Annotated in this window: 27 protein-coding genes; 3 read left to right on the top strand and 24 right to left on the bottom strand. The window is 64.1% G+C overall.

Annotated features, from left to right (window positions below):
- Positions 1 to 47: 47 nt before the first annotated feature.
- The 14 genes from AABA48_RS10645 to AABA48_RS10580 form a co-directional block, all read right to left on the bottom strand.
- A complete protein-coding gene (locus tag AABA48_RS10645; RefSeq protein WP_286350437.1) occupies positions 48 to 356 on the bottom strand; it encodes a rhodanese-like domain-containing protein in 309 nt (102 codons plus the stop codon).
- Between the two features lie 440 nt (positions 357 to 796).
- Positions 797 to 1,270 carry an acyl-CoA thioesterase gene (locus AABA48_RS10640; protein WP_338270221.1) on the bottom strand — a complete coding sequence of 158 codons (474 nt, stop codon included), beginning with the start codon at positions 1,268 to 1,270 and terminating at the stop codon, positions 797 to 799.
- 15 nt (positions 1,271 to 1,285) lie between these two features.
- Positions 1,286 to 1,894, bottom strand: coding sequence for a MarC family protein (locus AABA48_RS10635; protein WP_286350435.1), 609 nt, complete (start codon positions 1,892 to 1,894; stop codon positions 1,286 to 1,288).
- A gap of 1 nt (position 1,895) precedes the next feature.
- A complete protein-coding gene (locus tag AABA48_RS10630) occupies positions 1,896 to 2,669 on the bottom strand; it encodes an amino acid ABC transporter ATP-binding protein (RefSeq protein WP_286350434.1) in 774 nt (257 codons plus the stop codon).
- Positions 2,656 to 3,678, bottom strand: a complete 1,023-nt coding sequence (locus AABA48_RS10625) for an amino acid ABC transporter permease (RefSeq protein WP_338270217.1) — start codon at positions 3,676 to 3,678, stop codon at positions 2,656 to 2,658. Before AABA48_RS10625 ends, AABA48_RS10630 begins: the two co-directional genes overlap by 14 nt.
- Positions 3,679 to 3,814: 136 nt before the next feature.
- Positions 3,815 to 4,606 (bottom strand): amino acid ABC transporter substrate-binding protein, encoded by a 792-nt coding sequence (locus AABA48_RS10620; RefSeq protein WP_010941466.1) that lies wholly within the window; start codon positions 4,604 to 4,606, stop codon positions 3,815 to 3,817.
- A gap of 269 nt (positions 4,607 to 4,875) precedes the next feature.
- A complete protein-coding gene (locus AABA48_RS10615; protein WP_286350432.1) occupies positions 4,876 to 5,592 on the bottom strand; it encodes an SDR family oxidoreductase in 717 nt (238 codons plus the stop codon).
- A gap of 2 nt (positions 5,593 to 5,594) precedes the next feature.
- A complete protein-coding gene (gene ppsA / locus AABA48_RS10610) occupies positions 5,595 to 8,012 on the bottom strand; it encodes a phosphoenolpyruvate synthase (RefSeq protein ID WP_324311710.1) in 2,418 nt (805 codons plus the stop codon).
- A 21-nt stretch (positions 8,013 to 8,033) separates the two neighbouring features.
- Complete coding sequence (wrbA, locus tag AABA48_RS10605; RefSeq protein ID WP_286350430.1) at positions 8,034 to 8,645, bottom strand: NAD(P)H:quinone oxidoreductase; 612 nt, start codon at positions 8,643 to 8,645, stop codon at positions 8,034 to 8,036.
- Positions 8,646 to 8,733: 88 nt separating this feature from the next.
- Positions 8,734 to 9,126 (bottom strand): FxsA family protein, encoded by a 393-nt coding sequence (locus AABA48_RS10600; RefSeq protein ID WP_286350429.1) that lies wholly within the window; start codon positions 9,124 to 9,126, stop codon positions 8,734 to 8,736.
- 43 nt (positions 9,127 to 9,169) lie between these two features.
- Positions 9,170 to 10,054, bottom strand: coding sequence for a triphosphoribosyl-dephospho-CoA synthase (locus AABA48_RS10595; protein ID WP_286350428.1), 885 nt, complete (start codon positions 10,052 to 10,054; stop codon positions 9,170 to 9,172).
- Complete coding sequence (locus AABA48_RS10590) at positions 10,026 to 10,283, bottom strand: citrate lyase holo-[acyl-carrier protein] synthase (protein ID WP_286350427.1); 258 nt, start codon at positions 10,281 to 10,283, stop codon at positions 10,026 to 10,028. Before AABA48_RS10590 ends, AABA48_RS10595 begins: the two co-directional genes overlap by 29 nt.
- A 440-nt stretch (positions 10,284 to 10,723) precedes the next feature.
- On the bottom strand, positions 10,724 to 11,686 hold the full coding sequence (locus AABA48_RS10585; RefSeq protein ID WP_286350426.1) for a diguanylate cyclase: 963 nt from the start codon (positions 11,684 to 11,686) through the stop codon (positions 10,724 to 10,726).
- A gap of 22 nt (positions 11,687 to 11,708) precedes the next feature.
- Positions 11,709 to 12,254, bottom strand: a complete 546-nt coding sequence (locus AABA48_RS10580) for a beta-class carbonic anhydrase (protein WP_010941475.1) — start codon at positions 12,252 to 12,254, stop codon at positions 11,709 to 11,711.
- A 193-nt stretch (positions 12,255 to 12,447) separates the two neighbouring features.
- On the opposite strand from AABA48_RS10580, the gene AABA48_RS10575 reads away from it, so the two are divergent.
- Complete coding sequence (locus AABA48_RS10575) at positions 12,448 to 13,848, top strand: OmpA family protein (RefSeq protein ID WP_286350425.1); 1,401 nt, start codon at positions 12,448 to 12,450, stop codon at positions 13,846 to 13,848.
- A gap of 75 nt (positions 13,849 to 13,923) precedes the next feature.
- Here AABA48_RS10575 and AABA48_RS10570 read toward each other — a convergent pair whose 3' ends face one another.
- From AABA48_RS10570 to AABA48_RS10530, 9 genes are all read right to left on the bottom strand, one after another.
- Positions 13,924 to 15,294, bottom strand: a complete 1,371-nt coding sequence (locus AABA48_RS10570; protein WP_286350424.1) for a sigma-54-dependent transcriptional regulator — start codon at positions 15,292 to 15,294, stop codon at positions 13,924 to 13,926.
- 10 nt (positions 15,295 to 15,304) lie between these two features.
- Positions 15,305 to 17,551, bottom strand: coding sequence for a sensor histidine kinase (locus AABA48_RS10565; protein ID WP_286350423.1), 2,247 nt, complete (start codon positions 17,549 to 17,551; stop codon positions 15,305 to 15,307).
- A 154-nt stretch (positions 17,552 to 17,705) separates the two neighbouring features.
- Positions 17,706 to 18,308: an MlaC/ttg2D family ABC transporter substrate-binding protein gene (locus AABA48_RS10560; RefSeq protein ID WP_286350422.1), complete on the bottom strand. Its 603-nt coding sequence runs from the start codon at positions 18,306 to 18,308 to the stop codon at positions 17,706 to 17,708.
- Between the two features lie 21 nt (positions 18,309 to 18,329).
- The gene (locus AABA48_RS10555; protein WP_286350421.1) at positions 18,330 to 19,688 is read right to left on the bottom strand and encodes a TolC family protein; all 1,359 of its coding nucleotides are present in this window, start codon (positions 19,686 to 19,688) and stop codon (positions 18,330 to 18,332) included.
- A gap of 46 nt (positions 19,689 to 19,734) precedes the next feature.
- On the bottom strand, positions 19,735 to 20,184 hold the full coding sequence (mlaD, locus tag AABA48_RS10550) for an outer membrane lipid asymmetry maintenance protein MlaD (protein WP_045668050.1): 450 nt from the start codon (positions 20,182 to 20,184) through the stop codon (positions 19,735 to 19,737).
- A gap of 12 nt (positions 20,185 to 20,196) precedes the next feature.
- Entirely contained in the window at positions 20,197 to 20,943 is a 747-nt protein-coding gene (locus tag AABA48_RS10545; protein ID WP_286350420.1) for an ABC transporter ATP-binding protein, read from the bottom strand.
- A gap of 3 nt (positions 20,944 to 20,946) precedes the next feature.
- Positions 20,947 to 21,720, bottom strand: a complete 774-nt coding sequence (locus tag AABA48_RS10540) for an MlaE family ABC transporter permease (protein ID WP_045668052.1) — start codon at positions 21,718 to 21,720, stop codon at positions 20,947 to 20,949.
- Between the two features lie 100 nt (positions 21,721 to 21,820).
- Complete coding sequence (locus AABA48_RS10535) at positions 21,821 to 23,446, bottom strand: NADP-dependent glyceraldehyde-3-phosphate dehydrogenase (protein ID WP_286350419.1); 1,626 nt, start codon at positions 23,444 to 23,446, stop codon at positions 21,821 to 21,823.
- A gap of 108 nt (positions 23,447 to 23,554) precedes the next feature.
- Positions 23,555 to 23,917, bottom strand: coding sequence for a dockerin type I repeat-containing protein (locus AABA48_RS10530; protein WP_286350418.1), 363 nt, complete (start codon positions 23,915 to 23,917; stop codon positions 23,555 to 23,557).
- A 57-nt stretch (positions 23,918 to 23,974) separates the two neighbouring features.
- Between AABA48_RS10530 and AABA48_RS10525 the strand changes: the two genes are divergently transcribed.
- Both AABA48_RS10525 and sppA read left to right on the top strand, forming a co-directional pair.
- Positions 23,975 to 24,763 carry a SagB/ThcOx family dehydrogenase gene (locus AABA48_RS10525; RefSeq protein WP_286350417.1) on the top strand — a complete coding sequence of 263 codons (789 nt, stop codon included), beginning with the start codon at positions 23,975 to 23,977 and terminating at the stop codon, positions 24,761 to 24,763.
- A gap of 44 nt (positions 24,764 to 24,807) precedes the next feature.
- Positions 24,808 to 25,773 (top strand): signal peptide peptidase SppA, encoded by a 966-nt coding sequence (gene sppA, locus AABA48_RS10520; RefSeq protein WP_286350416.1) that lies wholly within the window; start codon positions 24,808 to 24,810, stop codon positions 25,771 to 25,773.
- 24 nt (positions 25,774 to 25,797) lie between these two features.
- Here sppA and AABA48_RS10515 read toward each other — a convergent pair whose 3' ends face one another.
- Positions 25,798 to 26,406, bottom strand: a complete 609-nt coding sequence (locus AABA48_RS10515) for a hypothetical protein (RefSeq protein ID WP_338270203.1) — start codon at positions 26,404 to 26,406, stop codon at positions 25,798 to 25,800.
- Positions 26,407 to 26,614 lie beyond the last annotated feature (208 nt).

Here is a 26,614-nt window from a genome sequence, read left to right as displayed (position 1 = left end):
TCACGATAGTAGTGTCCGGCACATCGCCGGGGGTGCCGGTGCTGTCATCACTTTTCCAGGGGATGTCCGGCCTGCCGCCAGGCGGACATGTGCCCGTCCAGCAACTCCACATTCCGGTAGCCGTATAACCCGAGCAGCCCCTTGGCCATCTGGGCGCGCGGTCCGTGTTCGCAGGTGACCACCAGCTCCGCACTCTTGTCGGCGGGGAGACGGGCGAGCATCAGGAGGATTTTCCAGGCCGGGGCATGGACCGCGCCGGGGATGTGGCCGGCCTTGAACTCAAAGCCGGTCCGGACATCGATAACCGTCGGCGGGTTGTTCGCTTTCATGCGTTTCAGCAATTCATTGGACCGCATCTCGTTTCCTCGTATTTCGGGCGGGAAATCGATTTCGTAGTATCGGCACAGGTTGAGTATAAAGACGGCGGGCCGGCAGTGCAAGCGGCGAGGCATGCAAACAGACCAAATATCTCGATTGGCCTGCGCGCGGACCAGCCCGCGGGCATCCGGGGAAGCCGGTAAGGACGTGGTTGTTTGGTGACTGCAGCGAATCGGGGGATAATGGCGATACATGCCTCGGGACGCGCGGCGCAAGGCATGGCCGCGTTCTCAAGCAGGTCATTGTGGGAGACGCTGAAGGCGAGATGGTTTTTCGGGTGATCAGGCCGGCAACTCTTTGCGGACCTGGTGCTTGTTCATTCGGGACGCCCATGTCGTGGCGCTGCCACGCACCGGCCGTCGTGTCATTGGGGGAAGGCTACAGGGGATACACGTTTTCCCCTTACCTCTGTGCCCCACTACCTCTGCTCTGATGTGCGTACGCGCTGGGCCCGCCGTTCCCGGGCCTTCTCGCAGAGGCGCCGCTCCTCCTCGGTGCGGGGCTCCCAGCGGGGGACTTCCGTGGGCTTGCCCTCCTTGTCCAGGGCGACCATGGTGAAGAATCCCGTGGCCGCCACGGCGCTCTCGCCCGTGAGGACATTCTCGGTTTCAACCACCACGTCAACATCGATGGATGTCCGGCCGGTGCAGACCACCCGGGCCTCCACCTTGACCACCTCCGCCAGCCGTACCGGCCGCAGCAAAGAGATATGCTCGGCCCCGGCCGTGACCACTTCGCGCCGGGTGTAGCGCCAGGCGGCTATGGCGGCGGCCTTGTCCATGAGCCCCATGATCACCCCGCCGAAGATGGAGCCCGCCGGGTTGGTGTCCTGGGGGAGCAGGGTTTCGATCAGGGTCCATTCCCGATGGTGCGTTTCCGTTGCGTGTGTCATGTGTACCTCGCGTGGTCAGTGGATGGCGAGAAAGCTCTTGATGCCCGTGAAGACGATCTGGGCCGCCAGCGCGGCGAGCATGAGCCCGGTCAGCTTGCTCAGGATGGTGATTCCCCGCTTGCCGATCACGTGCTCGATGGAGGCGGCGGAGCCCAGCAGTGCCCCGATGCAGAGGACTGCCGCGGCCAGGGCCGCGCAGCCGATCACGGTCTGCCAGGCCCCCTGGAGTTCGGCCCCCATGACCAGGAGCGCACCGGTGGTGGCGGGGCCCACGGTGACGGGGATCGCCAGCGGCACCACGGAGATGTCGCCCTGCCGGTCGCTGGGGGAGACGGCGGCATCACCCTGGACCATCTGCACCGCGGAGAGGAAGAGGAGGGCGCCGGCGCCGATCCGGAACGAGTCGATAGTGATGCCGAACAGGGAGAAGAGGTGGTTGCCGAAGAAGAAGAGGGTGAAGCAGGCGGCCAGCACCGCCACGGTCACCTTGAGGGCGAGCCGCCGCCGGTCCCGGGGCGCGGTCTCCTGAGTCATGGAGAGGAAGACCGACATCACGAAGAACGGTGTCAGGAGGAAGAAGAACTTGAGCCAGATAGCGACGAAGAAGTTGGCGTAGGTGCTCATGTCACAGAATCCGGTTCAGGAACGACTGAATCCGCTCGTTGTTCATCCCTTCGGCAAAGAATTCCCGGGGGGTCCCCTCGGCCAGGAAGTTCCCCTTTTCCATGAAGATCACCCGGTCGGCCAGTTCCCGGGCGAACCCCATGTGGTGGGTGACGATGATCATGGTCATCCCCTCGTCGGCCAGGGCGTGGATGGTGTCGAACACCTCCCCGACCAGCTCCGGGTCCAGGGCCGAGGTGGGCTCGTCAAAGAGCATGAGCTTCGGCCGCATGGCAATGGCCCGGGCAATGGCCACCCGCTGTTTCTGGCCGCCGGAGAGGGTGGCGGGGTAGACGTCCTTCTTGTCGGTGAGCCCCACCTTGGTCAGCATGGCCAGGGCGGTTTCCCGGGCCTCGGCGGCACTCTTCTTCTGCACGGTGAGGGGGCCTTCCATCACGTTGCCGAGGACCGTCATGTGGGGAAAGAGATGAAAGTGCTGGAAGACCATCCCGATCTCGGCCCGCAGGGCGCAGATCACCGGCTGCTTGTCCAGGTGGAGCTTGCCGTGGCGCCGGACGTAGCCCACCTCGTTCCCCTCGAAGCGGATGGTCCCCTCGTCGATCTCCTCCAGGAAGTTGATGGAGCGGAGCAGCGTCGACTTGCCCGACCCGGACGGGCCGATGATCACGAGCTTTTCCCCCGGATGGACTGCCAGGTTGACGCCGTTCACCGCCGTGAGGCTCTTGAAGCGCTTGGTGATGTTCTCCAGCTGGATGAGGGGCTTAACGTCGCTCATAGATCCCTGCCCGGTGCTCGATCTTTTCGAAGAGGAAGGTGAAGAAGGTCGTGAAGATCAGGTAGATGACGGCGGCCAGGATGAGGGCCGTCACGTTGAAGTAGGTGTTGAACATCTGGTCCGCGGCCCGCATCAGCTCTACCATGGCAATGGTGGAAACCAGGGCCGTGTCCTTGATCAGGGCGATGAACTCGTTGCCGATGGGGGGCATGAGCCGCTTGTAGGTCTGGGGGATGACGACCCGGCGCATGGTTTGGCCATAGGTCATGCCCAGGGCCTTGGCTGCCTCGGTCTGGCCGTGGTCGATGCTCTGAATGGCTCCCCGGATGATCTCGCCAAGGTAGGCCGAGTAGTTGAGCCCCAGGCCGATGACCGCGGCGGTGATGGGTTTGAGGGTGATGCCGAGGGAGGGGAGGCCGTAGTAGATGAAGAAGAGCTGAAGCAGGAGGGGGGTGCCCCGGAAGAGCCAGATGACGAACCAGCAGAGGGCCGACAGGGGCCTGAAGGTGCTGATCCGCCCCAAGGCGATGAGGAGCCCGCCGATGGGAGAGATGAACATGGTGCAGAGCACCAGCAGGAGCGTCATCACCGCACCCTTGAGAAGCACCGGCAGGAACTTCAGGCAGTCCTGGAGGAACGTGACGTAGCCGGGCTTCTTCTCCCGCTCCACCGAGGCGACGAAGTTCTTAGCCTCGCTGTTGTCCGGGTAGAGGGAGAGCACCTCCCGGGCTGCGGCCAGGGCTTCGTCCATCTCCTCGACCGCGAAGTGGAGCTTGGCGATCTGCATCCGGCTCCGGACAAAGGCATCCCCCTCCTCGCCCGATTTGGGCGCCGGTACCTTCTTCAGCACCTCCATGGCCGCCGGAAGGTCCCCTGTCCCCATGAGGTCGTTGGCCTCCCGGAAGAGGGCGTCGTAATCGGCTTCGGACGCCAGCGCCGCTGCAACGGTGATCCACAAAAAAAGCAGGGCCGTGACGACCCTGCCGAGAGTGTATGGTTTAAGGTTCATAGAAAAGCTCATTTGAGAAGCGTGGATCTTTCGCAAAGGTCAAGGCGGGCAAGGATTTGAGCGGAGGCGTGCTTCTGTACGCCGCACAATCAAATCCGAAGCCCAACGCCGAGATTGAGGAAAAGCCGCGCTTCTCTTACCACTTCTTGGGGTTGGTGATGTCTTCTGCAAACCACTTGCGGGAGATCTTCGCCAGGGAGCCGTCCTTCACCATCTTGTCCAGGGTTTTCTGCACCTTCTCGCGCAGTTCCTTGTCTTCCTTGCGGAAAGCGACGCCGAAGGGCTCCTTGCTGATGAAGCCGGGGACCACCTTGAACTGGCCCGGACGCTTGGCGATGAAGTCGCGGCCGGTCACGTTGTCGATCACCACCACGTCGATGCGGCCCGCTTCAAGATCCAGCAGCGCCTTGGGGTTGTCCTCGTACTCCTTCAACTCGGCCGGAGCGGTGGGGAGCTTCTTCACGGCGTTGAGGGCCGAAGAGCCCTTCTGGGCGCCTATTTTCACGTTCTTCAGGTCGGCGATCTTCTTGAAGCGCTTCTCGGAGAACTTCACCACGGCGATCTGGCCGTCCATGATGTAGGGCTTGGTGAAGGCCACCTGCTTGGCCCGCTCATCGGTGATGGTCATGCCGTTCCAGATGGCGTCGAATTTCTTGGAGTTGAGGGAGTGGATGACCCCGTCCCAGGCGGTGGGCTGCCACTCGATCTTGATGCCCAGGCGCTTGCCCACTTCTTCGGCGGCGTCGATGTCGAAGCCGATCAGCTTGCCGCTGGCATCGCGGTATCCCATGGGGGGGAAGGCGTCATCGAGGCCGATGACAAGTTTCCCGGCGGACTTGACCCGGTTCCAGGAACCGTCGGCCGCAAAGGCGGTTGCGGCAAAAGCAACGAGCAGGGCAGAGACCATCAGCAATACGAGTTTTTTCACGTTCGGCACCTCTCCTTAAAATGAATTTAACTGCATGGAACAACAATTTGCCAACACCGAACGCGAATTATTGCAGAAAGGTGACAGTGCGTCAAGTAATGAGAAGCCTGCTGATACATCGTGGAAATCGGGCCGGCACGTCCCGGAGCAACTGCCCGGTCGCGGCACAAAGGCGCGCAACCGCTTCGACGAAACGGGATATCGGAATGTTCGAGTCGGGTGGGCGGGCCGGGGAGTGCCGGCGATCCCGGCGCCGCTGGGGCTGTCTGCTAGACCAGCCGGTGTCCTCCGTCCACGTGCACCACCGAACCGGTGACATACCCGTTCTTCATAAGCGAGATCACCGCGGCGGCCACGTCTTCGGGCCTGCCGATCCGCCGGGCCGGGAGCCGGGCGGCGAGGGCGTCGAACATCCTCTTCCGCTCGGTGGGGCTCATGCCGGCATAGGCGGGAGTATCCACGATCCCCGGCGAGACGGCGTTCACCCGCAGGGGCGCCAGTTCCACGGCCAGGCTCCGGCAGAGGGACTCCACGGCGCCGTTCACCGCGGCGTACGCCGAAAGGCCGTCCACGGGCTTGGCCGCGGCCACGCCGGAAAAAAAGGTGATCGAGCCCCCCTCCCTGATCCGCTGGGCCCCATAGCGGGCCGCAAAGTACTGACCCCAGAACTTGCTGTCGAAGATCTGGCGGAACGACGGGGTTTCCAGCTCCAGGAACGATCCCGCCACGCCGGTGGCCGCGGTTACGACCAGGTGGTCCAGTTCGCCGGTTTCGGCGAAAAACGCCTGTACGGCCTGTTCCTGCGTCACGTCAAGGGAGCGGGTCTCAACCGGCTGGCGAATCTCGTCCGCGGCCTGCCGGAGCTTCTCCTCCGACCGGCCGGCGATCACCACCCGGGCACCTTCGTCCGCGGCCATCTTCGCCACGGCGAGCCCCATGCCGGAACTGCCGCCGATCACTACTACCTTCGCATCGTTGAGCGACATGTCTAACTCCTCTTGTTTCCCTGCTGCGCCAGCTGCTCCTCCATTTCCAGGACCCGCATCGTGATCTTGAGGATCGAATCGGGGTTGAGCGAAATGGAGTCGATTCCCTGCTCCACGAGAAAGGCCGCGAACTCGGGGTAGTCACTGGGAGCCTGCCCGCAGATGCCGCTGTGGCGTCCGTTGCGACGCGCCCCCTCCACCACCCGGCCGATGAGTTCCATGACCCCCGGGTCCCGCTCGTCAAAGACGTGGGCCACCAGGGCCGAGTCCCGGTCCACGCCGAGGGTGAGCTGGGTCAGGTCGTTGGAGCCGATGGAAAAGCCGTCGAAGAGCCGCGAGAACTCGTCGATCATGATGACGTTGTTGGGGATCTCGCACATGACGTAGACCTCCAGGCCGTTTTCGCCCCGCACGAGGCCGTTCGCCGCCATTTCGGCCAATACCTTCTCCGCCTCCACGATGCGCCGGCAGAAGGGGATCATGGGGATTACGTTAACGAGCCCCATCTCGTCCCGGACCCGCTTCAGGGCCCGGCACTCCAGGGCGAATCCCTCCCGGTAGCGCTCGTCGTAGTAGCGCGACGCCCCCCGGAAGCCGATCATGGGGTTCTCCTCGTGGGGCTCAAAGGCCCGGCCCCCCAGGAGCGAGGCGTACTCGTTGGTCTTGAAGTCGCTCATGCGGACAATGACCGGTTTGGGATGAAAGGCGGCGGCAATGGTGCCGATTCCCTCGGCGAGCTTTTCCACAAAGTAGGCGGGCGGGTCGGCATGGCCGGCGGTGAGGCGAGCGATCTCGCGCCGCGCCGCCTCGTCCTCCACCCGGAGGGGGTGGACCAGGGCCATGGGATGGATCTTGATATGGTTGGTGATGATGAACTCCATCCGGGCGAGCCCGACCCCGTCGTTGGGAATCCGGCAGAGGGAGAAGGCCTCCTCCGGATTGCCCAGGTTCATCATGATCCTGGTGCGGGGGCGCCGCATGCCGGCCAGGTCAACCCGCTCCACCCGGAAGGGGAGTTCGCCGCTGTAGATTCTGCCCACTTCCCCTTCGGCGCAGCTCACCGTTATCTCCCGGTTGCTGGCGATCCGCTCGGTCCCGTCGCCGGTGCCGACCACCGACGGGATGCCCAGCTCGCGGCTGACGATGGCGGCGTGGCAGGTGCGACCCCCCTTGTTGGTGACGATGGCCGCGGCGGTCTTCATGACCGGCTCCCAGTCGGGGGTGGTGGTGTCGGCCACCAGGACCTCGCCGGGACTGAAGTCGCTCAGCCTGTGGATGTCGGTGATGACCCGGGCCGGGCCGGCGGCGATCTTTCCGCCCACGCTGGTGCCGGTGGCCAGCACCTCTCCCTTCTGCTCCAGGATGTAGGTTTCCAGGAAGTCGAGCCGCTTGCGGGATTCCACCGTTTCGGGCCGGGCCTGGACGATGAAGAGCCGGCCAGACTCCCCGTCCTTGGCCCATTCGATGTCCATGGGCATCTCGCGGCCGGCCCGCCTCTCATAGTGGGACTCGATCAGGAGAGACTGGCGGGCCAGCTCCAGCACCTCGTCGTCGCTGAGGCAGAAGCGGCGCCGTTCCTCCCGGGGCACCTCCACGTTCTTGGTCAGGTGCTTGGAAGTGCCGGTGCCGTAGATCATCCGGATTTTCTTTTCCCCCAGCCGTCTCCGGACGATGGGGCGGAAGCCCTGCCGGAGCGTGGGCTTGAAGACCGTGAACTCGTCCGGGTTCACGGCTCCCTGGACCACGTTCTCGCCCAACCCCCAGGCGCCGGTGATCAAAACCGTGTCCCGGAAGCCGGTCTCGGTGTCTAGGGTGAAGATGACCCCGCTGGAGGCGAGATCCGATCGGACCATTTTCATGACACCCACGGAGAGCCCCACCTTGAAGTGGTCGAACCCCTGGTCGATGCGGTATGAAATGGCCCGGTCGGTGAAGAGGGAGGCGAAGCAGCGGCGGCAGGCGTCCAGCAGCTGCGCCTCGCCCCGGACGTTCAGGTAGGTCTCCTGCTGCCCCGCGAAGGAGGCGGTGGGGAGATCTTCTGCCGTGGCCGAGCTGCGGACCGCCACGTCGCAGTTATCGCCATACTCGGCGCAGAGTCCCCGGTAGGCCTCTCTGATCTCTTCCGCCAATTCCCCGGGGAGGGGGGCGCCGTACACCAACTCCCGCAGCCGGCGCCCCCGGAGCGCCAGGTCGTCCACGTCCTCCTTGACCAGTTCCGCCAGTGTACGTTTCATTTCATCCAGGATCCCCGCTGAACGGATCAGGTGCCAGTAAGCCTCCGCCGTGATGGCGAAGCCGTTGGGGATCCGCACCCCCAGGGGCCTGAGCTCCCCGAACATCTCGCCGAGGGATGCGTTCTTGCCCCCGACCAGGGGGACATCGTCAATGGTTATTTCAGAGAACCAGCGAATCCAGGACATGGAAGAACCTCCCTGTGCTTCCTATCCGTTCAGCTTGGCGGCGATCTGCGCCACATACCTGCCCTGGAAGCGGGCCCCGGCCAGATCGTTCTCGCTCGGCATCCGTTCCCCCTGGCCGCCGGCGATGGTGGAGGCGCCGTAGGGGGATCCGCCGGTGATTTCGTCGATCCGCGTCTGGCCGGCAAAGGCATAGGGAAGGCCCACGATGACCATCCCCTGGTGGAGGAGGAAGGTGTGGAAGGTGAGGATGGTGGATTCCTGGCCCCCGTGCTGGGTGGCGGAACTGGTAAAGACGCCGGCGGCCTTGCCCACGAGGGAGCCTTTCACCCAGAGCCCGCCGGTGGCGTCCAGAAACTGGCGCATCTGGCCGCACATGTTGCCGAAGCGGGTTGGTGTGCCGAAGATGATGGCGTCTGCCGAGGTAAGCTCGTCCACCGTGGCCACCGGGATGTGGGCAAAGGCCTTCTGGGGCTCGACGGCGCCCATCTTCTCGAGCACTTCGGGCGGCAGCGTTTCTGGCACGCGGCGGAGCAACGCCTCGGCGCCGGGCACCTCGCGGACCCCCTCGGCCACAGCTTCGGCCATACGATGGATGTGGCCGTACATGGAATAGTAGACAATGAGTACGTTCATGACAAAGCTCCTCCTGACGACAGTGGTGACCAGCAGGAAAAAGCGTATCGCAATCCGGCGGGGATGCAACGAAGCGGCGGAGAGAGGTTCAGGACCGGCGGATGACGAACTGGCCGCGGGCGAGCCTGTTCTGGAGCCAGAGGCCCAGGAACTGCTTGATGACGGCACGGGTGGGGGGAATGATGAAGAACAGGCCGATCACGTCGCTGAAAAAACCGGGGGTCAGGAGGAGCAGCCCCCCCAGGAGAACCAGTGCGCCGTCGAGCAGTCCGGCGGCGGGGAGCCTCCCCATGGCCAGCTCTTCCTGGATGCGGCGAAGGATCACGAAGCCCTGGGAGCGGACCAGCCAGGCGCCGGCGAGGCTGATGAGCAGCAGCAGGGCCACGGTGGGCAGGGCACCGATCAGTTTGCCGACCCTTATGAGGAGGTAAAGCTCGATGATCGGGACGATGCTGAAGATGAGGAAGAGTCTCAGGAGCATGAAGGATGAGCGCGGCAGCGCGCCGGGGACGCGGGGACGGCCCTCAGGCGTCGCCCATGCAGAGGCGCAGCCGCGGCTTGGAGTATCTGGAGCGGGTGCTTTCCGACGCGCCCGCCAGTCGTCCCGTGGCCACGAGGTAGCCATAGGCCAGGCCGAGGATGTCGGCAACGCCGCCCATGGTGAGATTCATCCGCACGTACTTGCGGTTGAGTTCCGTGAGAAACGCGACAGGATCGCCCCTTTCGGCAATGAGCCGCTCCAGGGTCTGGCCGTCGCGCCGCAACCGGGCCAGCCCCATGGTGCCGCAGCGATGAAGGGTGGTGGTGTCGTCCACCGTCTGCATGAGGCGGGCAAGCATGGCAAAGGAGGCGCTGGTGAAGCAGCCGGTCCGTTCGATGGCCGCCAGATACACCGGCACGGCACAGGTGAACAGGGATGGGAGCCCGTCCAGGACCTCGTGCACGACTCCGCCGGTGCCGAAGCGGGAACGGGCCGTATGGCCGTTGGTTGCCTGCTCGCGGCGCAGGGCGAAGAATTCCTCGCCCAGTTCGGACACCGCCCGGCTCAACCGCTTTTCGTTATCGGAGTCGCAGCGCCAGCGGGCAACCAGCAAAAGCCCGCTCAGGAAGAAGTAGCCCTTGAGGGTGTTTGAGCCCAGCTCCTCCATCATGACCTCTTCGGCCCGCCGACCGATCACGGCCTGACAGAGGAAGCGCTCTCCGTCGGTAAGCGAACGGATCAGCTCCGCCAGGTAGTCGCCCAGGATATGGAGCGAGCGCTCCATCTTGTCGAGTGTAAGATCAGGGTGGGACCCTTGGTCGGCCATGTCCACGAGCCCCGGTTTCGGCGTCAGATAGAGTGCCATGGCCCCCCCCTTGACGAGGGATTGGGCAAACTGCTCAATCTCGAAGATGCGCGAGGAGTTCATGGAGCCTCCCGGGTATCTCCGCCGAGGTGAGGTGCCGGTGGCGGATGCAGTCGGCGGCCTGTTGGCCGCACGCGAGACAAGGACGAGGGGTGAGTCCGAGGAGCGCCCGGCTTATCCGGGTTCCGCTGCCGTCGTACACATCCAGATCGATGAGCTGCGAAAAAGGTGTTCCCATCTCCAGGGCAATACAGCGTCTTTTAACCTCAATCGCGTCCAAAGGGACGTGCATAATAGCATATGTATCGTCCTTGTCACCAGATTCCGGAAGGTAATAGACAGGACTGCTTCGTTCCGGTCGTCGAGATCACCCTCCGGCATCGCCAGGGAGAGGATCAGGGTGGTCGGGTAGCCGGCATCCAGGTAGAGGGAAAGCACCTCCCGGCGCCGTGCGGAAAGGCCGGGACGAAGAACGGCGCATCCGCGCCACGTTTTCGGGGGTACGTCCATGGTGCGCTCCACCACTCCGACTGGGCCGACAATTTGATGTCGGTGAATATCGTTGCGTATTGTAGCATGGAGGCTGTGGAAATAATAACGTGTATACATTAAAAGAGGTGAGAGGCGGCTCGTGGCCCGGCTGACCGGCACTTTCGCAATGTCTGCCCTTGTGACCGCTGCCGGCTCCGATCACATAACAAAATTGCGAGAAGGGAGGAACCGGTCGGGAGACTAGCGGGAAACGGTGTTGCCCCCCGCTGCCTTTGCCCTGTCGAGCGCCGCCAGCGCGTTTTCCGCAAGAGTGGCTCCGTCGATGCCCGGAGTGGCTTCGGCCACTCCCGCCGAAATGGAGAGCGGCGGCAGCATGGCACCGTCCCCCATGTCGATGACGGTGCGCATCAGGCGTTGCCTGAGCCGGTCCGCGATCATCCATGCTGTGGATGGTTCCGTTTCGGGGAGGAGCACCGCGAAGGTGTCGCCGCCGTAGCGCGCCACCAGCTCGCCGGGGCGGAGGGAGTTCCGGAGGGTTTTGGCGACGTCGTGCAGGGCCCGGTCGCCGCCGGCGCGACCGTGGCGCTCGTTGAACGCGCGAAAGCCGTCGATGTCGATCATCACCAGGGACAGGGGACGGCCGCTGGCGGTGAAGCGATCCACCTGCCGCGAGAGGATTCCCTCGAGCCAGCGTCTGCTCTGGAAACCGGTAAGGGGGTCCACCACTGCCTGGTTGCGGAGGGCGTAGTCGCGCACGGTGCCCGAAAAGCTTTCCTGGGGAGAGCCTCCCCTGCCGCGCAGAAGGATGCCGAGCAGGTTGCAGGCGGCTGCGTGGGACGCCTGGGCCAGGGACCAGATCAGATCCTCTTCCAGGATCATGAGCCGCGTGTCTTCAGCGGCCACGAGGGTGCAGGGGACTTCGGGCTCGCCGGAAACGAGGCTTTGGCCGACGATGTCGCCCCGCTCCAGGTGCAGGGGCGTGTCGTCCCGCTCCCGGACGTCGTAGTAGAGGGCCAGGCGGCCGTCCAGGATCAGGTGGATGGTTTGGCCCAGAGGGCCGGCCGGCTCGAAACGCTCGCTCCGCTCCAGGGTGACCACGCGACTGTGCTCAAGAATGCCTTCGATGCATTCGAGAGGAACGAAGCGGAACAGGGGCAGCGCTTCCAGTTCGCCGGCGCTGAACGGCAGGTGGTTCCTGGGCATGGGATCCTCGCGAACCGGGGGATCAGTATCCCCTGACGATTACTTCAAGATGGCCGTCGTTGGGGCAGAAGATGAGGCCGTGGACCGGTACATCCCGCGGGATGAGGGGGTTCTGGCGGATCACCGACGTGACGCGGGCCACGTTTTCCTCGGGGCACGAAAATGCACCCATCCACTGGGCCAGATCAGGCACCTGGGCTTCGATGACGGAGGGGTCTATGCCGCGCGCCACCATCCGCTGTCTGAGGTCGCCGGAATCCACCGCCGCCATGCCGCAGTCCCGGTGGCCGATGACGAAGATTTCCTCGACGCCGAGCATGAACACCGCCGCCACGAGACTCCTGATGACGCCGCCGCTGATGGGATCCACGATGGTGTTGCCGGCGTTCTTGATGACCTTCGCGTCGCCCCGCCTGATTCCCATGGCTGGTTCCAGGAAATCCACCAGGCGCGTGTCCATGCAGGTGAAGATGGCGAACTGTTTTTTCGGGTTCTTGGCCAGGGGGGGGAACGCGCCGGGGCGGACGAACTTTCTGTTTGCGTCCAGAATGGTGTCGAGAAGGGTCATGGCATTTCCTCGCACAGGTTTGAGCGACGCCATATATACCGGCGGCCGTCCCTCCTGTCAATGGGTTTCTCCTGCCACTGCAGAGGGTGATAGCGTGTAACTCTGCGACGTAGTTTGACAATTTGCCGTGCGCTGGTAAGGTTTGAAAGGGATTTGATCCCGATATCCGTTGCCTGTCTACAGGGAGGTCGCCATGAAGGTGAGAACCATCGTTGGTGTCGCGTTTGCCGTCGCCCTGCTGGTCGCGTCGACGGCAGCCGCGGAGAACAGGGCCGGTTTCTTTTCACTCAGTCCCTATTTCGGAGGCTATACCTTCGACGGGGAGCAGCACATCCGCACAGCGCCCACCTTCGGCATCCGGGGCGGATACAACCTTACCCAAGCCTGGGGGGTGGAGACCGTGTTCGGCTTCTCTCCGGCCGAGGAGACCAAGGGCAGCCAGGTCGACGTGGACTCCTACACCTACCGGCTTGAGGGGCTCTACCATTTCATGCCGGAAAGCTCCCTTGTGCCGTTCCTGGCGGTCGGCGCGGGCGGGACGACCCTCGACTACGCCGCCGGTTCCAACGGCCGGGATCGCACGGACGGCATCCTCACCTACGGCGGCGGGGTCAAGTACTTCATCACCGACGTCGTGGCGGTGCGGGGCGACGTGCGGGGCATCTTTGATCTGGGATATTCGTACAGCAACGTCGAGTACACGGTTGGCTTGAGCTACCTGTTCGGCGGAGCCGCCCCGGCGGCCAGGGCCGTTCCGGCGCCGCAGGCTGCGCCCGCACCGCCGGCTCCGGAGCCCGCCCCTGCCGTCGAACCCGAGTCGGCGCCGCTCCCCATGGCTGCCGAGCCGACGCCGGGCCTCATGAAGTACTGCATCACCCTCAACATGGAGTTCGACATCGACAAGGCCAACGTCCGTCCCCAGTACCACGACGAAGTGAAGCGGGTGGCTGACTTCCTGAAGGAGTATCCCTCGACCACGGCCGTGATTGAGGGGCACACCGATAATGTGGGGGACGACGCCTACAACATGAGACTTTCCCAACGGCGCGCCGAAAGCGTGGTCAACTACCTGGTGGACAATTTCGGGATAGACAGGGCGCGCCTCTCCGCCCGGGGCTTCGGCAAGACCCGCCCCATCGCCGACAATTCCACCGAGGCGGGCAAACAGCGCAACCGCCGGATCGAGGCGATCATCGACTGCGCCCTGGAGGACCCCAAGGTCATCGCGGCCCTGCCTGACCGGCTCTGCATCGCCCTGAAGGTCCAGTTCGACACGGACAAGTGGGACATCAAGCCCCAATACCGCGGAGAGATCGCCAAGGTGGGCGATTTCATGACGCGGAATCCTACTACCACGGCAATCATCGAAGGGCATACCGACCGGGTCGGCACCGCCGACCACAACATGAAGCTCTCCCAGCGCAGGGCCGAGGCGGTAGTCAATTCCCTGGTCGAACACTTCGGCATCGAACGTTCGCGCCTCTCCGCCAAGGGATACGGCTTCAGCCGGCCCATCGCCTACAACTCCACGGCCGAGGGCCGGGCCCTCAACCGGCGGATCAACGCCATCATCGACTGCGTGATCAAGAAGTAGCGGCCGCGATCTGAAGAAAAAGGGCCGTCTCCCCCATGGGAAGACGGCCCTTTTTCGAGCGAAAGGATCTGCCCGTCATTTTTTAGCGTCGATCCCGTAACTCTTCATCTTGCGGTAGAGGTTGCTCCGCTCCAGCTCGATGGCGTCGGCGGTGCGCGAGATGTTCCAGCCGTACTCCTCAAGTTTTTGGATGATGAATTCCCGCTCGAATTCTTCCCGTGCCTCCCGGAGCGACGAGGGTTCCAGGGCGGCTTCGCTTCGGGGCAGAACTCCCTCGCGGCCCGCGCCTTCGCCAATCGACGGGGGAATCCGGTCAGGGGTGATCACCCGCCCCGGGGTCATGATGACGAGCCGCTCCACGATGGTGCGCAGCTCCCGCACGTTGCCGGGCCAGTCGTGCCGGGCCAGGATGGCCAAGGCTTCGGGAGGCATGGTTTTGCGTTCCTGGCTCTCCCGGCGGGCGAAGATGTCGAGGAAGTGCTCTACCAGCGGCACGATGTCTTCCTGCCGCTCCCGTAGCGGCGGCACCGCGAGGCTGACCACGTTCAGCCGGTAGAACAGGTCGGGGCTGAAGCGGCCCGCCCGGACCTCTTCCTCCAGATTCTTCGTGCTGGCGGCCATGATGCGCACGTCCGCCTCAATGGACCTGGTTCCACCGGCCCGCTCGAATTTACGCTCCTGGATGAGGCGCAGGAGCTTCGCCTGGGCGCGGGGCGGCATGTCGCCGATCTCATCCAGAAACATGGTGCCGCCGTTTGCCAGGTCGAGCTTCCCCTTTTTCTGGGTCGCGGCGCCGGCAAAGCCCTTTTCGTGGCCGAAGAGCTCGCTCTCGATGAGTTCTTCGGGCAGGGCGGCGCAGTCGAGTTCCACGAAGGGCCGGTCGCGGCGGGAACTGTGGTAGTGCAGCGACCGGGCCGCCAGTTCCTTGCCGGCCCCGTTTTCGCCGGTGATGAGCACCGGCGCGTCCGCCGGGCCGGCCAGCCGGACTTGCTCCCGCAGCCGGCCCATGGCCTCCGACTCCCCCATGATCTCGTGTCCCCTGAAGCTCAGGGCACGCAGCGAATCGTTCTCGGCCCGGAGCCGTCCTGCGTCCAGGCCGTTGCGGACCGTGACCAGGATCTTCTCCAGGGAGAGGGGCTTCTCGATGAAGTCGAAGGCACCCATTTTGGTGGACTTCACTGCCGTTTCAATGGTGCCGTGGCCCGACATCATGACCACCGTGAGGCCGGGGTCGGCCGCCTTGAGCCGTTGGAGGGTCTCCATGCCGTCCAGCCTGGGCATCCAGATGTCCAAAAGCACCAGGTCGGGCCGATCCTTCTGGACCGTCTCCAGGGCCTCGACGCCGTCGCGCGCGAAGGCGGTCCGGTACCCCTCGTCCTCCAGAATGCCGGCCAGGGCCGTGCGGATGTCCTGTTCGTCGTCCACGACGAGTATCGTTTCGTTCACGTAATCCTCTCTATCCCGTCACAGGCAGTTCGATGACGAACTTGGTCCCCCGGGGCTCGTTGTCCCGCACCCGGATGAACCCGTGATGGTCGGTGATGATGCTGCTGACGATGGCGAGCCCCAGGCCGGTGCCCGACGCCTTGGTGGAGAAGTAGGGCTCGAAGACCCGCGTCTTGTCCTCCGGGGGGATGCCCGGTCCCGTATCGGCCAGGGTCACCACCGCCATTTTCAGTTCCGGATCGAAGCGGCTCATGATCCGGACCTCGCCCGCCCCCCCCATGGCCGCCACGGCGTTGTCCAGGAGGTTGATGAAGACCCGCTTGATCTGGTCCCGGTCCAGCTGCAGCTGGGGCAGCCGATCGTCGGCGCTGAAGCCGAACGCGACGCCACGGTGCCCTTCCCGGAACAGGGTGACCGCCTCGCGGATGACGGCGTTCAGGTCGTTGGGGGAGGGATGGGCCGCAGGCATCCGGGCGAAGTTGGAGAACTCGTCCACCAGGGTCTTCAGTTCGTCAACGGACTTGACGATCATGGCCGTGCACTCGTCAAAGACCCGGTCCTCGTCGCCGAAGCGGGGAAGGTAGCGTTTGCGCAGCCGCTGGGCCGAGAGCTGGATCGGGGTCAGCGGATTCTTGATCTCGTGGGCGATGCGGCGGGCCACCTCGCGCCAGGCGGCCATCCGCTGGGCCTTGATCAACTGGGTCATGTCGTCGAAGACCACCACGGTGCCGAGGAATTCGCCGTTCTCGTCCCGCAGCACCGACAGGTTGAAGAGGAATGTGGCCCGGCTGTCCCGCACCGGCACCGTGATCTGGCGGCTGATGCTGTCCTTCTTGGCCATGACCATGTCCCGCAGGACCCCCTTCACGATGTCGAGCTGTTCTCCCTTGAGCACCTCCCGGAAGTTGTGGCCCACGGCCCGGGGCGTGTCGATCTGCAGGAGCCGGGCCGCGGAGGGGTTGATGGTGGTGATCGTCCCCCCCCGGTCCACGGCGATGACCCCGGCAGCCACGTTGCGGAGCACAATTTCCATGTGGCGCCGCCGCTGTTCCAGTTCCTGGTTGCTGCGCGACAACTCGTCGTTGGCGTTTTTCAGGGCCAGCTGGTTGCTCCGCAGGTCGTCGGTCATCTTGTTGAAGGCGGCCACCAGCATGCCCAGCTCATCGTCGGTCCGCTGGCCCAGGCGGATGTCCAGGTTTCCCTCGGCCACCTGACGGGTCGCCTCGGCCAGTTCCTGAATCGGCGTGGTGAGGCTGTTGGCCAGGTGGAGTCCGAACCAGACCGCCAGGAAGATGATCACCATGGTGATCAGGAACAGTGCCAGGATGTAGCCGGACCGGATGGGATTCTTCAGGATCTTGAGCTGGCGAAACTGCTCGTAGGAGGAGGTGATCTCCCGCATCTTCTCCACCAGGGAGTAGGGGACGAAGTAGTTGACCACCACCGCCCCCACCACCTCATCGGCGCGGTAGGTGGAATAGATCGGCACGATGCCGCGGATGAGGTCGGCCTTGCCCACCGTGTTGACCCGGGTCAGTTCTTTGCCGTCGAGCCCCTGCCTGATGTCCTCGGAGGAGGGGTTGGTGAACTCCCCCAGCGGGAGCCCCGGGTTCGCGGCGCGGACCAGTTCCTCGTTCTGGGCCGAGTAGACCTCCACGATCCCCAGGTTGTACTCCTTCTGCTTCTGGCGGATCAGTTCCTTCATCAGCGGCAGGTTCTCGTCGTTGAGCAGACGCTGGTCGCGGATGATGGCGCTGATCTGGTTGCCGTAGTAGAGGGCGTTGGCCGCCGAATTCTTGTAGTAGGTCTGGGCAACCTCCAGCGATTCGGAGAGGGAGTTTTCGATCTGGGTGTTGAACCAGTTGCGGATGCTCTGGTTCACGTAGGTGGCCGAGACGAAGAACAGGAGCATGGTGGGGATGATGGAAAGGCTCACGAATGCGATGACGAGCTTCGTGCGCAGGTTGGCCCCCAGGGCCTTGCCCCGTCGCTCCATCAGTAGTTTTGCCACGTTGCGGAACAGGAGGTAGATCAGGAGGATAATCAGAAGGATGATGACGTTGATGACGCCGAAGATCAGGAAGTTGCTCCCCATCGGCACATCGGAGCTGATGCGCGACAGGTGGATCTCCACCCGGGTCAGGACCAGGATCAGGAGCACCGACAGGGCGATGACGATCCCTTCGCGGCGCCGCTTGATCCGTTCCCGTTCGGCTGGTGTTGCGGCAGGCGTACTGTCCGTGGTCTGTTTGTCCATGGGTCGTCCGAAGTGTGGCATAAATGCAACAGTCACACTCTAGCGGAACACAGCGGATTATGCAAGGAGTTGATGTGGCTGGAGAAATGCTCCCCGGATGAAAAAACGGGGAGAGTGGCCTCTCCCCGCCTCGATGTGCCAAGGGCCGCCACGCTTACGGCATGCTGATCTCCTGGTTCTTGGAGCGCAGCTTTTTCACCAGTTCAGCGTACCCCTGGTTGGTGATGATCTTGTTGAACTGGGTCCGGTAGTTGGAGACGAGGCTGACCCCTTCGATGACGATGTCGTAGGCCACCCACTTGCCGCCCTTGAGCATGAGGCGGTAGTCGAGAGAGTACTCGTCGCGCCGGGCAGTGACGATTTTGCTCCTGACCTCGGCATAGTCGCCGTCGATGGCCTCCTTCAGGTACACCACCTTCTCCTGGTTGTAGGACTCGATCTTGCCGGCGTAGGAGTTCTCGAGCAGATTTTCAAAAAGCTCCACTAACTCCTTCTTCTCGGCGGCGTTTCGGTCGCGCCAGTGGCGCGCCATGGCCCGCTGGGCCATTTCGGCGGAATCGAACACCGCGCCGATGGCCCGCTTGATCTCCTGGCGGCGCCGTTTTTCGTTCTGGGGCTTTTTCAGTTCCTTGTCAGAGACGATTTTGATGACGTCGTCAACGGTCTTCTTCACCGTCTCGGTGGGCGAGGGCTGGGCCAGGGCGGTGCCGGAGACGGCCAGAGTGACGAAGAGGATGGGAAGCAGGATCCATTTCATGGAGCAGAGACCTCCTGGTGCTCAGTTAAGCGGCGCCTGGCCCACGGCGTGGTCGAGCCGGGCCAGGGCCATGTTCTGGTTGTAGATGGCCTGGAAATAGGCGGCGCGCATGCGGGCGTAGTTCTGGAGCCCGTCGAAGATCTCCTGGGCCGGTCCGACGCCGAAGTCATAGTTGGCCACCGAGGCCACCACCCAGCGCTTGGCGTTGGTGTATGCCTCTTTCATGGCGGCGGCGCTCGCCTCGGCCTCCCTGGCCTCGAGCCACGCCTTGCGGATCTGGAGCGGGATGAACTCGTCGGCGTAGGCCTTGGTGGAGAGGAGCCGGTTGTACTGGGCCCGTTCGCCCGCCACCTTGGCGCCGGTGATGCCGAAGTCGAGCTTCCACTTCACCCCCAGCGCGATGCCGGCCCAGACGTGGTTGAAATCGTCGGGCACAAAGGGATTGTCGATGCGGGTCCGCTTGTCGGCGTAGGCGGCGGAGACGTAGCCCCCCAGGAAGAGGTCGGGCCAGTAGTTGGCCTTTGCCGCCTCTACCAGGGCTTCGCGGGCCTTGATCCCCTCGTTGAGCTGGCGGAACTCCGGCCGCCGGGTCCGGGCCTCTTCCACGTAGGCAGTCAGGTCGCCCAGGGTGGCACCGGCGGACTGAAGCCGTTCGGCGTCGATGTCGACCGCTTCGGCGGGGGGGAGCCCCATGCGGGTCTTGAGGGCGGCCAGGGCAAGCTGCTCGCCTTTGGTGGCCTCCTCCAGGTATTTGGCCACTTCGCCCCGGAAGGCGTCGAGCTTGTAGATGTCCAGTTCGTCGGCGTTGGGGGACCCCTTGTCGATCAGCTTGCGGGCCTTGGTCTTGGCGTCGTCCAGAATGTCGCGCGCCTCCAGGACCAGTTCCCTCAGCTCCCGGGCCAGGAGGATACCGTAGTAGTACTCCTTGACCTGGAGCGCCACGTCGGTGCCCTTCTGGTCCTTCCTGGCCCGGTCGACCTCGATGCCGTGGCTGGCGGCCTTCATGTTCTCGGAAATCTTGCCGAAGGTGTAGAGGGGCTGGACCAGGGTGGCGTCGCCCCGCTGGAACCAGGTCCAGCGCTCGGTGTCGTTGATGCCGTCCGGCGAGTAGACCTGGTTGCCCCGTGCCTGGGGCACCGGGCCGATGAGGCCCAGGAATTCGATCTGGGGATAGCGGTGGGCCTTGGCTTCGTCCAGTTTTGCCGAGGTGGCGTCGATGTCCGCCTGGGCCTCGCCCAGCTCGGGGGCGGCGGTCAGCGCCTTCTTGATGCAGTCGTCGAGGGTGAGCTTCGTCCCGGCGCCGGCGTCGGCGCCCCACGCCGCTGCCAGCGGCAGGAGCGTTACGGCCAGTGCGAGAGCCGTCCGTCTGAGTGCCTTCATGGTTGGTCCCTCCGTCAGGTGTCCGGTTGAATTCCTGCGTCCCAATTTATTCGACGTTTCCGTGGATGTACTTGCTCAGGAGCTCTTCCAGGTCCACGGCCGATTCCGTGTCGCGGATGCGACCGCCGTCGGCCAGCAGTTTGTCCGATCCCCCGGGCTTGAGCTTGATGAATTTGTCGCCGATGATGCCGCTGGTCCGGACCGAGGCGATGACGTCGTCCTGGAGCTTGACGCCGTCCCTGATCCGCAGGTCGACCCGTGCCCGGTCGCTGGAGGAGTCGAGCTCGATCCGGTCGACCCGGCCGACCTCTACTCCGGCTATTTCGACGGCGGCGCCTTTCTTGAGGCCCGATACCGAATCGAAATCCGCTGAGACCTGGTAGTGGTCCCCGCCCAGCAGCTCCATCTGTCCCAGCTTGACGGAGAGCCAGGCAAGGCAGAGGATGCCGATCAGGACGAATATGCCGACAATGAGTTCGAGAGTGACTCTTTTCATGGGTCTACCTTTTCAGATGAGCTGGATGGGGCCTTCGAGGCTGCCGCTGATGAACTGCCGCACCACCGGATGCTCCGAGCGCCGGATATCCTCCGACGTGCCCTGCTCGATGATCTTGCCCCGGTAGAGCATTGCCACGTTCTCGGAGATGTCGAAGATCTCCGGGATTTCGTGGGAAACGATGACCGCCGTGTAACCGAACCGCTCGTGGGTCCTCCGGATCAGTTCGTGGATGGCCCGGCATATGATGGGGTCGAGGCCGGTGGTCGGTTCGTCGAACAGGATGATCCGCGGGTTCAGGAGAAGGGCCCGCGCCAGCCCCACCCGCTTCTTCATGCCACCGGACAGTTCGTCGGGGAATTTCTTGTCCACGTTCCTGAGTCCCACGTGCTCCAGCGCATCGTGGACCCGGTCGCTGATCTCCGAGCGGTTCAGATGGGTCTTCTCCTCCAGGGGGAAGGCCACGTTCTCGAACACGGTCAGGGAGTCGAACAGGGCCGCGTTCTGGAACAGCATGCCGAACTTCTCCCAGACACGGTTCATCTGGTAGCGGCGCATGGTGGTGATGTTCTCGCCTTCCACGAACACCTCGCCCCGGTCCGGTTTCATGAGGCCGATCATGTGCTTGAGCAGCACGCTCTTCCCCTCGCCGCTGGGGCCGATCACCGCGGTGATCTTCCCTTCCGGGATATCCATGGTGAGGCCGTCGAGCACCACCTGGCTGCCGAATGATTTATGGACGTCAACGAGTCTGATCATGGCCTATAACATAACTGAAGTCAGGAAGTAGTCCCAGATGAGCACCAGCACCGACGACATGACCACCGCCTCGGTGGTGGCCCGCGATACCCCCTCTGCGCCGCGGCTGGCGTGGTATCCCTTGTAGCAGCAGACCCAGGCGATGATGCCGCCGAAGGAGAACGATTTTACGATGCCCGACCAGACGTCCTTCCATTCCACGCTCCGCTCCATCTCGGAGAAGTAGGCGCCCGGGTTGACCCCCAGGAGTTTCACCCCCACCACGTAGCCGCCATAGATGCCGACCACGTCGAAGATGGCGCAGAGCAGCGGCAGCGCCACCAGGGCCGCCAGGATCTTGGGGGAGACCAGATACTTGAACGGCTCCAGGGCCATGGTCTTCAGGGCGTCGATCTGCTCCGTTATCTTCTTGATGCCGATCTCGGCGGTGATGGCGCTGCCGGCCCGGCCCACCACCATGAGGGCCGAGAGGACCGGCCCCAGTTCCCGGATGAGGGAGAGGGCCACGGCCGAGCCGAGCATCCCTTCGGAACCGAACTTGGCCAGGGAGTAGTACCCCTGGAGCCCCAGCACCATCCCCGTGAAGGCGGCGGTCAGAACGATGACGAAGAGCGATTTGGCGCCGATGAAGTGGATCTGCTTGTAGATGTGGATCGGCTTGCCGGGCCTGATCACGATGTTGATCAGGGCATGGGTGAGGAAGATGAGCATCTTCCCCATCTCCCCCACCACGGAGAGGGTGAGGGCGCCGATCTTTTCAATGGATGATACCAGCAAGGAACGCTCCGGATGTGTGATTGACGGGTCACAGTATACGCGCAAACCGCGCAAAGTAAAGCGTTAGGCCTCGCTCATCGCGGCCTGGGGGGCTGACGCCTCACAGGATGAAGTCAGTTGAGAGGAAGGTGGAGCGCCGTTCCCGCACGATGTCGGTGATGATTTCCTTGTTGATTTCGTGGTTTCGTGCCGCCACCAGGGTCCGGAGCGAGAAGGCGCGCAGGGCGTCCGACACCGACAGGGTCCCTACGGCCGAGTCCTTGCGGCCGGTGAACGGGAAGACATCAGGACCCCGCTGGCACTGGCTGTTGATGTTGACCCGTGACACCTGGTTCACCAGATGGTCGATGAGCGGCGCCAGCATGGTGCTGTTGCGGCCGAAGATGCTCACCTGCTGGCCGTAGTCCGATTCGCGGATGGCGCGGATCGGCTCCTCCACGTCGGTGAACGGGACCACAGGCACCACCGGACCGAACTGTTCCTCGGTGTAGAGGCGCATCCCCGGAGCCACCGGATAGACCAGGGCCGGGTGGAAGTAGGTGGCGGTGACCGTGCCGCCCCCGTCGTTCACCACTGCGGCGCCGCGAGCCACGGCATCGGCCAGCAGTTCCTGCAGGTAGGCGGTCTTCCCCTCCTCGGGCAGGGGGGTGATCATCACGCCCGGTTGCCAGGGCATGCCGGTGCCGATGGCCGACAGGGCCCGGGAGAAGATGGCAATGAACTGCTGCGCCACGGATTCGTGGACAAAGAGGAGCTTCAGGGCCGTGCAGCGCTGGCCGTTGAAGGCGAGGCTGCCGGCCAGGCATTCCTCCACCGCCAGGTTGAGATCGGCGTCAGGCAGAACGATGGCGGGGTTTTTCGCTTCGAGCCCCAGGACCAGTCGGAGCCGGTTGGGGCGGGGATGATCCTTTAGCAGAGTATTAGCCGCTTTGCTCGTGCCGATGAAGGCCAGCACGTCGATCCGGCCGGACCGCATCAGGGTGGGGGTCAGTGCCCGTCCGGCGCCGAGCAGGACGTTTACCACCCCCGGAGGGAACGCCTCGCGCAGGGCGGCCAGGAGCGGCGCGAACAGGAGCACCCCGTGGCGCGGGGGCTTCATGACCACCGTGTTCCCCATGATCAGGGCCGGGATCAGGGTGGTGAAGGTCTCGTTGAGGGGATAGTTGTAAGGGCCCATGCAGAGGGCTACGCCCAGGGGGCCCCGGCGGATCTGGCCGATGATCCCCTGCTCGATCACGAAGCGGGAGGAGACCCGGTCCAGCTCCTTGAGGGCGTCGATGGTGTCGGTGATGTAGACTACGGTCCGGTCGAATTCCTTTTCCGCATCGGCACGGGTCTTGCCGATCTCCCACATGATCAGCCGGACCACCGCTTCCCGTTGTTCCTTCATGAGGGACGCGAAGTGCTGTACATGCCGGATCCGGTCGGCCACCCCCATGGTGGGCCACCGTCCCCTGCCGCAGTCGTAGGCCGCGGTGGCGGCATCAAGGGCGGCAAGGGCGTCGGCCTCGCCCATGAGAGGGAAGCTTCCGATCCGGACGCGCTCGGGACCGCCGGGTGTGCGGACGCAGACCGGGGAGAATACATCCTGAACGGCCCCCTGCCAGTGGCGGAGCTCGCCGTTCAGCAGGTAGTCCCGCAGTTCGACCGGAGCGGACAGTCGCTGCTGGGGGGGGATTTCATCCGGGCAAGGGAAGAGGGTGGGGATGCGTTCCGCGATGGACATGGGGCGTTTCCTCCTGGCGCATGGTATGCTGAAAGAAGTTTAATCAGTTTCAGCAGGGAAGCAAGGAGGTATACGGTACGGCATCCCGACGCGGGAAGGGCTGCGGCATTACCAGTTCAGCACGCCGTTCGCCTTTTTCACGATCGCCATGACGTCACCCATGTCGATTTTTCCGTCCGGACAGGGTGCTCCGTTAAGGCGGGGGTAGACGTCGCCCCGCATGGCCTGCTCGTTGGTGGCGGCGGCGCGGCCGACGGCTATCCGGAGCGCCGCAAGGGCATCCTGGATGGTGACCGCGCCGTCGCCGTTCAGGTCGCCGCTATTATTCTGGAAGACGGTCATGCAACGGGCCATGCCGCTGGGCTCATCCTCCAGCGCTGCCGCCCGGCCGGGCATGAGCGCCGCGGCTGCGAGGAAGACCACCAAAACTGCACCGACGATTCCGACGGAGTACCGGTTGTACTGTTCCATGGCATTTCCTTTTGCATTGGTGACTGTTATACAAAGGTATAAACGAAAACCGGCCGCGTGCCAACAGCGAAAATCGAGGGGGCGAACATGGGGCAGTCGATCATCACCAGGGATGCGGGCCGTTATTTTCTGACCGACCGGATCAGGCACGAGGTGGACTGGTGGAATACCCCCCAGGCCAGGGGCGAGGAGCCGCCGCCGGTCCAGAAGCCCGTTGCGCCGGGGGCCCGGGTGATTCCGTTGCCGCCTCCCGCGGCCTGGGGGATTCCGCCCTGCAATCTGGCGGATGCCATCGCCCGGCGCGAGAGCAGGCGCCGGTTCCGGGCGACTCCCCTGTCTCCGGAGGAACTGGCGTTTCTGCTCTGGGCCACCCAGGGGGTACGGAAACGGCTCAACGAGGCGGCGGTGCTTCGCACCGTGCCTTCTGCGGGGTGCCGCCATCCGTTCGAAACGTACCTGGCGATCCTCTCCGTCACGGGGATTGAGCCGGCCGTCTACCGCTATCTTCCCCTCGATCATGCCCTGGTTCTGGAGCGGGAGGTCCCCGATCTCGCCGCCACCGTAACCGCGGCCGCTCACGGCCAGCGCTTCGCCGGGGAGGCGGCCGTCGCCTTTGCCTGGACGGCGATCCCTGCTCGCACCGAATGGCGCTATGCCGAGGCCTCCTACAAGGTGATCGCCCTGGATGCCGGCCACGTTTGCCAGAATCTCTACCTGGCCTGCGAGGCCATCGGCGCCGGCACCTGCGCCATTGCGGCCTACCGCCAGGATCTGGCGGACGAACTGCTGGGGGTGGATGGCCGGGAGGAGTTCACCGTCTATCTTGCGCCGGCGGGGAAGGTGTGATTGAATTTCTCAACCGACGTGCTGCTGACATACGGGAGGGTACCATGAGGATGATCATCGCGTTTCTGCTCGGCTGCCTCGGCATGTTCCTGGCAACGGGGTGCGCCTTTGTCAGCGTGCCGCTCATGAGTGCGCCCCAGCCCCTGGCCGAACAGGTGCTGGAAGGGGATGGGGCGAAAAAGATCCTGATCGTGGACATCAGCGGCGCCATCGGCGATCAGGCCAAGGGAGGCGGCCTGCTGAGCCGGGGGGCCCCCTCCACGGTCTCCCTGGTGCGGGAGGTCCTCCTGAAGGCCGAGCGTGATCCCAAGGTGGCCGGGCTGATCCTGCGGATCAATTCGCCCGGGGGGACGGTGACGGCCAGCGACATCATCCGCCACGACCTGCTCGCCTTCAAGGAGCGCCGGAATCTTCCGGTGTCCGCCTGCATCATGGGAATCGGTGCCTCGGGCGGCTACTACGTGGCCACCGCCGCCGACGGGATAACCGCCCATCCCACGGCTCTGACCGGGAGCATCGGGGTGCTGCTGATGACCTTCAACGTGGAGGGATTGCTGGGGAAAGTGGGCGTGGAGGAGAAGACCATCAAGTCGGGCGGGAAAAAGGACCTCCTGTCGCCGTTCCGCCGCGCCACTCCGGAGGAGGAGCGGCTGGTTCAGGGGGTCATCGACCAGTTCCACGGGCGCTTCGTGGACGTGGTCCAGGCCCGGCCGGGGAACCGGCTTTCGCGCCAGGATCTGCTCACACTGGCCGACGGCCGCATCTTCTCCGCCGCCGACGCCCTTGCCGCGGGCCTCATCGACCGGATCGGCTACCTGGACGACGTCATCGCCTCTCTGCGTGACCGCATAGGAGATCCCGACGCCCGGGTTGTCACCTACTACCGGCCCGGCAGCTACCAGGGGAGCATCTATGCGGAGTCGGCAGCCGAGCCGTCCATGACGGACCTGCTGGGCGGGTTCGACATGACTGGCGGCGGCCAGTTCATGTATCTCTGGCGCCCCTGGTGATCGGCAGCCCGTCAGTGGCCGGGCTCAGCGGCGCTCTTCGCCCTGTTCCCCTTCCTTTTCCAGCTCCTGCCGGAGACGCTCCAGCCCCTTGCTGAAGCTTTCGGCATCGCCGAACTCGAAAAAGCGGGGATAGCGGTCATGGGCCGCCTTGATCCTGCGGGCGTGTTTGATGGGGCACCAGTACTGCTCGGTGCGGGCTGAAACCTCCCGCGCGTAGGCGGCCAGACCGTTGCCGTAGGAGCAGTAGAAGCAGTTGAACTTTTCGATGATGTTCAGGTAGGGGAGATCCTCCCGGTCGAAGATCAGGTAGTCGGCGCGCTTCACTTTCGGAATGCCGTAAACCGGGAAGCAGATGGTCTGGTAGATGAAGAGGAAGAGATCCAGCGCCATGAACGGGATGAACCCGGCGTAGATGATCGGCGCGGTGAGGATGTTCAGGGGGCGCGCCTCGATCAGGTAGCGAAAGAGTCCCGTTTTCAGGCGACGCTGCTGCCGGGCCACCTCTTCGGCGAAGCGGATCCGCTTCTTTTCGATGACAAACTGGAATTCCTCCCGCTTCTGCTTGAACTCCGTTTCCAATTCCTCTTGCAGCTCTTTTATCCTGCGGATCAGTTCGTCGATCTGGTGGGTCATCAAGCTCTCCCTGTTTTCCCCGTGTGATTCTGCACCCTGGCCCTGCCGACCATAGCCGTACTATCGCCATAAGTCCACCGGTTAATCGGGCGGGTGCGGATCCGGCCCGTGACGACGGGGAGCGGATGGCGCATCCCTGCCGCGGTCCATGCCGGTAAGGCGGCGACCGGAGCCGGGGGGCGTGACGGCCGGAATGGCGCGTGCGGCT

The sequence above is a fragment of the Geobacter sp. 60473 genome, from assembly GCF_036323535.1.
GTDB classification, from domain to species: domain Bacteria; phylum Desulfobacterota; class Desulfuromonadia; order Geobacterales; family Geobacteraceae; genus Geobacter; species Geobacter sulfurreducens.
Note: the sequence above shows the minus strand (reverse complement) of the source record. Positions and strands in the feature narration are given on the sequence as shown.

What these genes read in the sequence shown, in the direction of transcription:
- AABA48_RS10645 (WP_286350437.1), bottom strand. Translation starts at nt 356, where the DNA reads ATGCGGTCCAATGAATTGCTGAAACGCATGAAAGCGAACAACCCGCCG.
- AABA48_RS10640 (WP_338270221.1), bottom strand. Translation starts at nt 1,270, where the DNA reads ATGACACACGCAACGGAAACGCACCATCGGGAATGGACCCTGATCGAA.
- AABA48_RS10635 (WP_286350435.1), bottom strand. Translation starts at nt 1,894, where the DNA reads ATGAGCACCTACGCCAACTTCTTCGTCGCTATCTGGCTCAAGTTCTTC.
- AABA48_RS10630 (WP_286350434.1), bottom strand. Translation starts at nt 2,669, where the DNA reads ATGAGCGACGTTAAGCCCCTCATCCAGCTGGAGAACATCACCAAGCGC.
- AABA48_RS10625 (WP_338270217.1), bottom strand. Translation starts at nt 3,678, where the DNA reads ATGAACCTTAAACCATACACTCTCGGCAGGGTCGTCACGGCCCTGCTT.
- AABA48_RS10615 (WP_286350432.1), bottom strand. Translation starts at nt 5,592, where the DNA reads ATGTCGCTCAACGATGCGAAGGTAGTAGTGATCGGCGGCAGTTCCGGC.
- ppsA (WP_324311710.1), bottom strand. Translation starts at nt 8,012, where the DNA reads ATGTCCTGGATTCGCTGGTTCTCTGAAATAACCATTGACGATGTCCCC.
- wrbA (WP_286350430.1), bottom strand. Translation starts at nt 8,645, where the DNA reads ATGAACGTACTCATTGTCTACTATTCCATGTACGGCCACATCCATCGT.
- AABA48_RS10600 (WP_286350429.1), bottom strand. Translation starts at nt 9,126, where the DNA reads ATGCTCCTGAGACTCTTCCTCATCTTCAGCATCGTCCCGATCATCGAG.
- AABA48_RS10595 (WP_286350428.1), bottom strand. Translation starts at nt 10,054, where the DNA reads ATGAACTCCTCGCGCATCTTCGAGATTGAGCAGTTTGCCCAATCCCTC.
- AABA48_RS10590 (WP_286350427.1), bottom strand. Translation starts at nt 10,283, where the DNA reads ATGCACGTCCCTTTGGACGCGATTGAGGTTAAAAGACGCTGTATTGCC.
- AABA48_RS10585 (WP_286350426.1), bottom strand. Translation starts at nt 11,686, where the DNA reads ATGCCCAGGAACCACCTGCCGTTCAGCGCCGGCGAACTGGAAGCGCTG.
- AABA48_RS10580 (WP_010941475.1), bottom strand. Translation starts at nt 12,254, where the DNA reads ATGACCCTTCTCGACACCATTCTGGACGCAAACAGAAAGTTCGTCCGC.
- AABA48_RS10575 (WP_286350425.1), top strand. Translation starts at nt 12,448, where the DNA reads ATGAAGGTGAGAACCATCGTTGGTGTCGCGTTTGCCGTCGCCCTGCTG.
- AABA48_RS10565 (WP_286350423.1), bottom strand. Translation starts at nt 17,551, where the DNA reads ATGGACAAACAGACCACGGACAGTACGCCTGCCGCAACACCAGCCGAA.
- AABA48_RS10560 (WP_286350422.1), bottom strand. Translation starts at nt 18,308, where the DNA reads ATGAAATGGATCCTGCTTCCCATCCTCTTCGTCACTCTGGCCGTCTCC.
- AABA48_RS10555 (WP_286350421.1), bottom strand. Translation starts at nt 19,688, where the DNA reads ATGAAGGCACTCAGACGGACGGCTCTCGCACTGGCCGTAACGCTCCTG.
- mlaD (WP_045668050.1), bottom strand. Translation starts at nt 20,184, where the DNA reads ATGAAAAGAGTCACTCTCGAACTCATTGTCGGCATATTCGTCCTGATC.
- AABA48_RS10545 (WP_286350420.1), bottom strand. Translation starts at nt 20,943, where the DNA reads ATGATCAGACTCGTTGACGTCCATAAATCATTCGGCAGCCAGGTGGTG.
- AABA48_RS10535 (WP_286350419.1), bottom strand. Translation starts at nt 23,446, where the DNA reads ATGTCCATCGCGGAACGCATCCCCACCCTCTTCCCTTGCCCGGATGAA.
- AABA48_RS10530 (WP_286350418.1), bottom strand. Translation starts at nt 23,917, where the DNA reads ATGGAACAGTACAACCGGTACTCCGTCGGAATCGTCGGTGCAGTTTTG.
- sppA (WP_286350416.1), top strand. Translation starts at nt 24,808, where the DNA reads ATGAGGATGATCATCGCGTTTCTGCTCGGCTGCCTCGGCATGTTCCTG.
- AABA48_RS10515 (WP_338270203.1), bottom strand. Translation starts at nt 26,406, where the DNA reads ATGACCCACCAGATCGACGAACTGATCCGCAGGATAAAAGAGCTGCAA.